At 38.5% G+C, this 7,358-nt stretch carries 13 protein-coding genes and 1 pseudogene; all 14 read left to right on the top strand.

Translation table 11 applies throughout. From position 1 onward, the window contains the following. A pseudogene (locus ACVRZH_RS09585) lies at positions 1 to 534 on the top strand (hypothetical protein); the annotation flags it as partial. A gap of 251 nt (positions 535 to 785) precedes the next feature. Next, on the top strand, positions 786 to 1,181 hold the full coding sequence (locus ACVRZH_RS09590) for a hypothetical protein (RefSeq protein ID WP_447455064.1): 396 nt from the start codon (positions 786 to 788) through the stop codon (positions 1,179 to 1,181). 1 nt (position 1,182) lies between these two features. Next, complete coding sequence (locus ACVRZH_RS09595; RefSeq protein ID WP_447455065.1) at positions 1,183 to 1,395, top strand: hypothetical protein; 213 nt, start codon at positions 1,183 to 1,185, stop codon at positions 1,393 to 1,395. A gap of 71 nt (positions 1,396 to 1,466) precedes the next feature. Beyond that, positions 1,467 to 1,778: a hypothetical protein gene (locus ACVRZH_RS09600; protein ID WP_447455066.1), complete on the top strand. Its 312-nt coding sequence runs from the start codon at positions 1,467 to 1,469 to the stop codon at positions 1,776 to 1,778. A gap of 1 nt (position 1,779) precedes the next feature. Further along, positions 1,780 to 1,995, top strand: a complete 216-nt coding sequence (locus ACVRZH_RS09605) for a hypothetical protein (RefSeq protein ID WP_447455067.1) — start codon at positions 1,780 to 1,782, stop codon at positions 1,993 to 1,995. Then, positions 1,995 to 2,387, top strand: a complete 393-nt coding sequence (locus ACVRZH_RS09610; protein WP_447455068.1) for a hypothetical protein — start codon at positions 1,995 to 1,997, stop codon at positions 2,385 to 2,387. Before ACVRZH_RS09605 ends, ACVRZH_RS09610 begins: the two co-directional genes overlap by 1 nt. 1 nt (position 2,388) lies before the next feature. Beyond that, positions 2,389 to 2,601 (top strand): hypothetical protein, encoded by a 213-nt coding sequence (locus ACVRZH_RS09615; protein ID WP_447455069.1) that lies wholly within the window; start codon positions 2,389 to 2,391, stop codon positions 2,599 to 2,601. Between the two features lie 71 nt (positions 2,602 to 2,672). After that, entirely contained in the window at positions 2,673 to 2,999 is a 327-nt protein-coding gene (locus tag ACVRZH_RS09620; protein WP_447455070.1) for a hypothetical protein, read from the top strand. Position 3,000: 1 nt separating this feature from the next. Beyond that, on the top strand, positions 3,001 to 3,213 hold the full coding sequence (locus tag ACVRZH_RS09625) for a hypothetical protein (protein ID WP_447455071.1): 213 nt from the start codon (positions 3,001 to 3,003) through the stop codon (positions 3,211 to 3,213). After that, positions 3,213 to 3,608: a hypothetical protein gene (locus ACVRZH_RS09630; RefSeq protein ID WP_447455072.1), complete on the top strand. Its 396-nt coding sequence runs from the start codon at positions 3,213 to 3,215 to the stop codon at positions 3,606 to 3,608. The genes ACVRZH_RS09625 and ACVRZH_RS09630 overlap by 1 nt, the downstream gene beginning before the upstream one ends. 2 nt (positions 3,609 to 3,610) lie before the next feature. Then, positions 3,611 to 6,022 carry an SA1320 family protein gene (locus tag ACVRZH_RS09635; RefSeq protein WP_447455073.1) on the top strand — a complete coding sequence of 804 codons (2,412 nt, stop codon included), beginning with the start codon at positions 3,611 to 3,613 and terminating at the stop codon, positions 6,020 to 6,022. A gap of 35 nt (positions 6,023 to 6,057) precedes the next feature. Next, a complete protein-coding gene (locus ACVRZH_RS09640) occupies positions 6,058 to 6,522 on the top strand; it encodes a secretion protein (RefSeq protein ID WP_447455074.1) in 465 nt (154 codons plus the stop codon). A 4-nt stretch (positions 6,523 to 6,526) separates the two neighbouring features. Beyond that, a complete protein-coding gene (locus tag ACVRZH_RS09645) occupies positions 6,527 to 6,769 on the top strand; it encodes a type VII secretion protein (RefSeq protein ID WP_447455075.1) in 243 nt (80 codons plus the stop codon). Between the two features lie 16 nt (positions 6,770 to 6,785). Beyond that, the coding region (locus ACVRZH_RS09650; protein WP_447455076.1) for a type VII secretion protein EssB/YukC at positions 6,786 to 7,358 on the top strand (573 nt) is incomplete at its 3' end.

Consider the following 7,358-nt stretch of genomic DNA (forward strand, 5'->3'; position numbering starts at 1 on the left):
GTTGGCCTTGCGGCGTCCTATATTTTGCAACATAGTGACCGTTCTAAGTGGCCTAAGATTGTTGATGTCGTGGCTCGTCGCCATTGGACCAACAGCCTCTACCCCTTTATCTTTTTGACAGGAGTAGGCTTCTTGGCAGCGATTATCATCGGCGGTTTTGCAGGCTATCGCTTAACCCTTTCAGGAAGTCAGATGTTCTTGTTGATGATGCTGTTGGCTGTTCTGACACAGTTTTTTGCCCACAGTATTAGTCATCTCAATCAGTACCTGAAGAGCTATGGTTTCCTCATCAGCCTATTCCTAGTTATGATGTATTTAATTAGTGCGGGCCAGTTGCTCGACTCACATTATATCAGCCATAGCAGTTGGGTGTCCTTCTTGTCCCCGCTGACCTACTTAGAGGGAATGCTGACGGCATTTTTGAATAATAAAGAAGGGTGGACGGTAACCTTTATCCTAACGCTCCTCCTAGCAGGAGCAGTTAGTGGGTTAACCATCTACCATTACCAGGAGCTTGACGAATCAGGAGTGTAGTATGAACCGTCACTTTAGTCGTCTCCTTATCCTGTGTATCAGTGTTATCGTTATGGAGCCATCATTTGCCTTTGCCGATGATGGCTCTCTCTAGATTAACACGGGTATTAACCAGAGGAGCATAAGCTAACTTTCTAAATGACAGGTGATGAATTGCATTTGGCTGAGATTGATTATAGAATTATTGACGCAAGTGACACTCAAACCAAGGACAGAGAGGTTCTGGCAATGAGATTGAGAGAGGTGTATTGATGAAACTCAAGAAGATAGTGGCAAGATTAGTGATAATAGTAGGAATGGTTAGTTTATTAGGGGGATGTGGCATGAGCAAAGAGACGTTGACAAAAGAGCAACAGGATAATGTAGTGAGATGGATTGCAAGAGGGTATGATGTGGAAACGGTTGAGTTTTTACAATTATCAAAAAATACCAGTACAGGAATATATTTGTTATCTGTTCGTGTAAATTGGGACAAAACACTAGAAACCACAATCCCAGTTGATAATATCACTGCTTTTGATACTAAAGAAGGAGAGCTTTTGTTGGGTCCAATTAATACTTTTGAGAAAATTTTAAAAGTAAGACAACTAGAAAAAACAAGTAATGTTGACATTTCTAATATACATATTATTTATTTGGAGGAGTAGTATGCTTATTGACGAACAATATAAATGGCTTGCCGAACAGGCTTACTGGGTAGAGCAAGGAAGAAGTGATGTTAGATACCATCCAGAGAAAAAACTATATTATCCATTTAATCCTCAAAAACCTTCCCTCGGTCAATTCCAAGTTCTTGCAGTTGAAGATAATCAAACCAACGACGTAGAGTTTCTGACAATGAGATTGAGAGAGGTGTGTTGATGAAATTCAAGAAGATAGTGGCAAGATTAGTGATAATAGTAGGAATGGTTAGTTTATTAGGAGGGTGTGGCATGAGTAAAGAAACATTGACAAAAGAGCAACAGGATAATGTGGTGAGATGGATTGCAAGAAAATATGAATTTGACTCTATTGAGTTTTTAGATTTTTCAAAGGATAATAAAACAGGTAGTTATCACATTCATTTTTTGTTGAACAATGAATTGGAGTCTGGACTTACTATTTCAGATATTAAAAAATTTGATAGTCCAGTTGTTAAAGTTACACTTGGACCAGTGAGTAAGTTTGTAGATATTGAAAAATCGATTTTAAATGATGATGAAATTAGTATTGAAAAAATAAATATAGTATATCTAGGGGAGTGATATGTCTTTAAAAGATGAACAATATAAATGGCTTGCAGAACAAGCTTATTGGATTGACTCTGAGAAATATGACAAGGCTTATGCTCCAGAATTAAATGAGGAGTATCCTGTTTCACTTGAAAATGAGGATTTAGGGAAGTACAAACTTCTCCAAGTTGAAGATAATCAAACCAAGGACATAGAGGTTCTGGCAATGAGATTGAGAGAGGTGTGTTGATGAAACTCAAGAAGATAGTTGCAAGACTATTGATAATAGTAGGAATGGTTAGTTTATTAGGAGGATGTGGCATGAGCAAAGAGACATTAACAAAAGAGCAACAAGATAATGTGGTCAAGCGTATAGTACGCCAATATAGAATTGAATCTATCGAGTTTACAGAGTTTGTTAAAGATAGAAAAACTGGGACGTACTTATTAAATTTGAAAATAAATAATAATTTAGAATTTCAAACAACCTTACCATTTCGAAATATTGACCGTCTAGATAATTCAACTGACGATATTGGTTTAAATCCTGTAGATAGTTTCATACTTCTTGAACGAATGACTCCACTTGAAGATGAGAGTATAAATATTAAAAATATAAAAATAATATATTTGGGAGAATAAAATGTCAAGTGATGTACAAAATAGTTGGCTTGCAGAACAGGCTTACTGGGTTGATGGTTTAAGAGATGATGTCAACTATCATCCTAAGAAAGCAAAAATTTATAATTACAATCCAGATGATAAAAATCTCGGTCAATTCCAAGTTCTTGCAGTTGAAGACACTCAAACCAAGGACATAGAGGTTCTGGCAATGAGATTGGGAGAGGTGTGTTGATGAAACTCAAGAAGATAGTGGCAAGATTAGTGATAATAGTAGGAATGGTTAGTTTATTAGGAGGGTGTGGCATGAGTAAAGAGACATTGACAAAAGAGCAACAGGATAATGTAGTTCGTCGGATTGTAAGAGGATATGACCCGATTACACAAGTAAAATTTATTAAATTTAGTCAAGATAAAAAAACTGGTACTCATTTGCTGTCTTTTGAACTTAATGATGATGATAGATATACAACAACTATGAAAATTGTAAATATAGAACAAATTTTAGAAAAAAATACCGCTTATGGGCTTAATCCAATTAGTAGATTTTCTAGTTTAGAGCGAGAAGAAGAGTTAACTGCAGAACAATTTATAGACATTTCTAATATACATATTATTTATTTGGAGGAGTAGTATGCTTATTGACGAACAATATAAATGGCTTGCAGAACAGGCTTACTGGGTTGATGGTTTAAGAGATGATGTCAACTATCATCCTAAGAAATCAAAAATTTATAATTACAATCCAGATGATAAAAATCTCGGTCAATTCCAAGTTCTTGCAGTTGAAGATAATCAAACCAACGACATAGAGGTTCTGGCAATGAGATTGAGAGAGGTGTGTTGATGAAACTCAAGAAGATAGTGGCAAGATTAGTGATAATAGTAGGAATGGTTAGTTTATTAGGGGGATGTGGCATGAGCAAAGAGACATTGACAAAAGAGCAACAGGATAATGTGGTGAGATGGATTGCAAGAGGGTATGATGTGGAAACGGTTGAGTTTTTACAATTATCAAAAAATACCAGTACAGGAATATATTTGTTATCTGTTCGTGTAGATAATGATGATTCATTACAAACGACTATTCCTGTAGATAGTTTAACTGAATTTGATGATGTTTTTGGAACGGTTGGATTAAATCCTAGGAATCATTTTCAACAATTGGAGCGTGTGGAATGGTTTCCAAAGGCTAAGGAAATTGATATATCCGAGATTAAAGTGTATTATTTGGAGAAGTGATTATGGCTACCGATCAACAATATAAATGGCTTGCCGAACAGGCTTACTGGGTAGAGAAAAAAAGAAATGATGTAGAATACCATCCTATAGAGGGGAATATTTATGATTTTGCTCCCCAAGATATAGAGAACGGACAATTCCAAGTTCTTGCAGTTGAAGACAATCAAACCAACGGTATGCAGGTCATGGCGGTTGCACCAGTTGTTAACGGTGTGGTGGATTATAAGCATATTACGATTGCCTATGCTGGGACACGCTTTACAGATGGGAATGACTTGGAGGCTGATTTTAACAGTGTTGTCTTAGGTCAGAATATTGCGACAGAGAGATTTTCGGTTGGGGCGTCTAGTATCCGAGTTCCTGTAGAGAGCCAGGTGGATACTGCCTTGACATTTGCTGCTGACATTAGAGAGCGCTACCCAAATGCTCATATTTCAACCACTGGTCATTCTCTTGGAGGCTATTTGGCTAGTATGGTTGCTATTAAGAATCGTTGGGCATTTACCGTTTTTAACGCCCCTAACTCAGCCAATATGTTGACGAAAAGTGATATTGAGTGGGCTCAAGCCAATACCGATATCTTAGTGAATTACCGTAACGACAAAGACTGGATTGGCAATACCGGCGGTGAGTTAGCGACTACCGTTCGCTATGTTGAACCTTATCAGAACGTCGGTTTTGTAGGGACTATGGTGAATATTTTGACCCATCATGGTTTAGCGACTTGGCAATTTGATGAGCGTGGTAATTTAGTTGATAAGTATGGTTTGGTTGTAGATAGGACAAACTCTGTGAGTCCGGTGGATATTGATGGTGATGGTAAGGAAGATGTGACGCTTAGTTCTATCAATACCGAACCTCGTAACCTCTTCCTATCCAGTGGTGCTTTATCGGTATTTGGTGGTGAGACAATCACCATCAATCCTGATAGTTTACGCATGTTATCTAGTCATTTGAACATGCTTTATCTGACTGAGATTCCCATGCTTATCAACTTGTGTCGTCTGTGTCAAGAAAAAAATACTAAGATTCAAGGCGACTTTGAAACCAGAAAGCAAAAAGTTGAAGAAAGCATTGTCCAACGCTTTAAGGAAACTCGGTTGACCGATGTTTTTTATCAGTTACACGAATCCGTTGGTCAAGCAGTCTCTAAGAAACACATTTTTGATAACCTCGCCTCAATCAATACGATCAGCTATAGCTCTCTGCCAAATTCAGCTTGCCATGAAACAGGAGCTTATTTTGATATTAGTCCTTATAACAGCTGGATAACCACTCTAAAAATGCAAAGTGGTAGCCTTTATCAACACTGTCAATCAGAGCAGGTAGGCACCTCTAGCTCTGGTTTGCCCATCAATCCTACGCCGTCAGCTCTTAGATGTTCAGATATTTTGGAACAAACTGCCAAACACTTGAAAGATCAGGCTGAAAAAATCTTTGAAGGGAGGGGCTTTCGTGAGGGTAAGAAAGATGGTATTAGTGAAGCACTGACAGAGGTTTTAGCTGTTGAAGAGAAGAACTTAGAACAATTGAATATCAGTATTAGTAACGCTGCTCAGCTTACCTTAAGTTTGGCAAATCATTTTCAACAGATGGATGAGTGGTTAAGTAGTCAGATTACTAGCGGATCTAATATCGACTATTTAACACCTTCAGCGGTTCCGAGTAGTTATCAGGCCTACCTAGAAGAATCACATATCTTTGATGATGTTAAAGATGTACTTCAAGCTTTCGATACTCAAGTGGAACAGAATAGTCAAAAATATGCCAGAATAGTTGGAACGGCTTTTTCCGAAGCTTTTCGCTCAGTCCAAGCATCCTTAGAGGATTGGCGAAATAGTTTGAGCATCTTTAATAGCACGGTAGCGTTAATTGATGAGTCCTTTTCGACCAAAGTATATGTCGAAAGTTCTAAAGAGGTCGATGATAAGCTTGTTACAACAAGAACTTATTGGGGAAACTTATCTCGTTTGTATGGCTCTGTTACCACTAATCATATCAGTGAAGCAAAACAGTCATTCAAAACGTTACCAGATAAACTGGACATAGCCCTTGAAGCCTCTAGAACAGCTTCTTCCGATATGCAACAGCTACATCCAGCTCTAAAAGTTATTATTGAAGAAGGTGTTTATACTGCTTTTGATTTGGATGAGATTGTCGCTAGTCAAAAAGCAGTTCAAGAGATCACTCATCGCATCATTCAAGAATTATCATTTGTGGTTAGCACCATCTCAAACCAGATGACTGGACGAGCTGCAATGACTTTAGTAAACCATTTGAGAGGGATCCAACAGTTGATGTTCTATTTTAATAAGCTGGTCGGGGATTGTTTTGGTAGTCAAGGTCAAGCAATGGATGCTTCATCCCAAGGGAGTGTTAGTTCTGAGGCTGCACATTTTAGCTTAAACAAATAGATAGATTTTTAAATAATTTTTTAGGGGTGTAACTTATGAAACGTTATCTTATCTATCCGTTTATGGTTTTAGTTAGTGTTATCGTTATGGAGCCATCACTTGCCTTTGCCAATGATGGCTCTCTCCAGATTAACACGGATATTAACCAGGGGAAAGAGACAAAAGAAGTTTATTATATTGAGCAAGAGACAGAACTCTCTAAGCTCTTTAATTTAGAAATCACAGATAATATTAACCGAAAGCAGACCGTTAGTCTGGAGGAAGAAAAAAATTTTAAAGATGGCATCTTTCTTCAGAAGTTAGTAGGAAATAATTGGTCAAGTGATTACCAGAAATTACTGTTTAACCCTGAAACCGAGCTTTCAGTGTCAAGTGATTATGGCGTGCAGTTGGTTGAGAAGAAGTCAGGGGTGTCCTGGCAGATGCTCGTTTTGCTTGGTTTGGGTGTTATGGTCATGAGTTGGTCACTTTACCAAACCAGACGACAGAAAGGAAACTAATCAGATGTCATCTTATGTCAATATCAGTCTGGACTTATCTCTTGTTGGTTGTCCTTTGCTGGATTTAAGAGTGCCGACAACGATTGTCCTACAGGAATTATTACAGACGGTATCGGAGTCCTATGGTCTGGGCTTGGTTTTTAACAACCCTCTGGCTCGCCAAGGAAAGAAGGGTCGAGTGTTGTCTCGTTTTCAGGAGCTAACTGATTTAAGAGATGGTGACCTGCTTGTGGTCGAAACATTATAGAATAAGGAGAAGAGGCGTGACAACAGTTATGAGAGAATTGCTTTTAGAAGAGGTTAAAGGGAATCAATCAGTGGCTTTCCAACTCTTGGAAGCTAAGCAGCCCTTGTTTGTCAATCAGAAAGTAGCGATTGATGGCGAGAACTTCCAATTGGAATTGGTTCAGCCTGATGGATGCTATGCCTGGGATAGGCTTATTGAGTTGACACGAGAAGAGCAGCTACGCCATTTTATCAATATTGGTCAGGTGTTTGAACTTCTTAACCAAACCGTTTACACCTATAATTTCCATCCGAGTAAGGTCCTCTTTACCCTGAATGCTCTGCCGCTTTTAGTAGAGCGAGGGGTTAAAGGTCAAGTGCCGCCTTATGAGGCACTGACGGTTGAAGAGTTTTTAACACGCTATCAGGCCATGATGGTGTCTGTATTGGACAAGAAGACCAGCTATGATACCTTAATCAATGGTAAGCTACCTTTTTACCGTGGCAATCTTTTCTGTGAGCAACTGGTGAAGGCAGACTCTTTAGCTGATGTCAGCACATTACTTCAAGCCGAGTATCAGACTGAGAAAGAGAAAAATAAGCAGACCATG

It is taken from the genome of Streptococcus fryi (assembly GCF_053206505.1).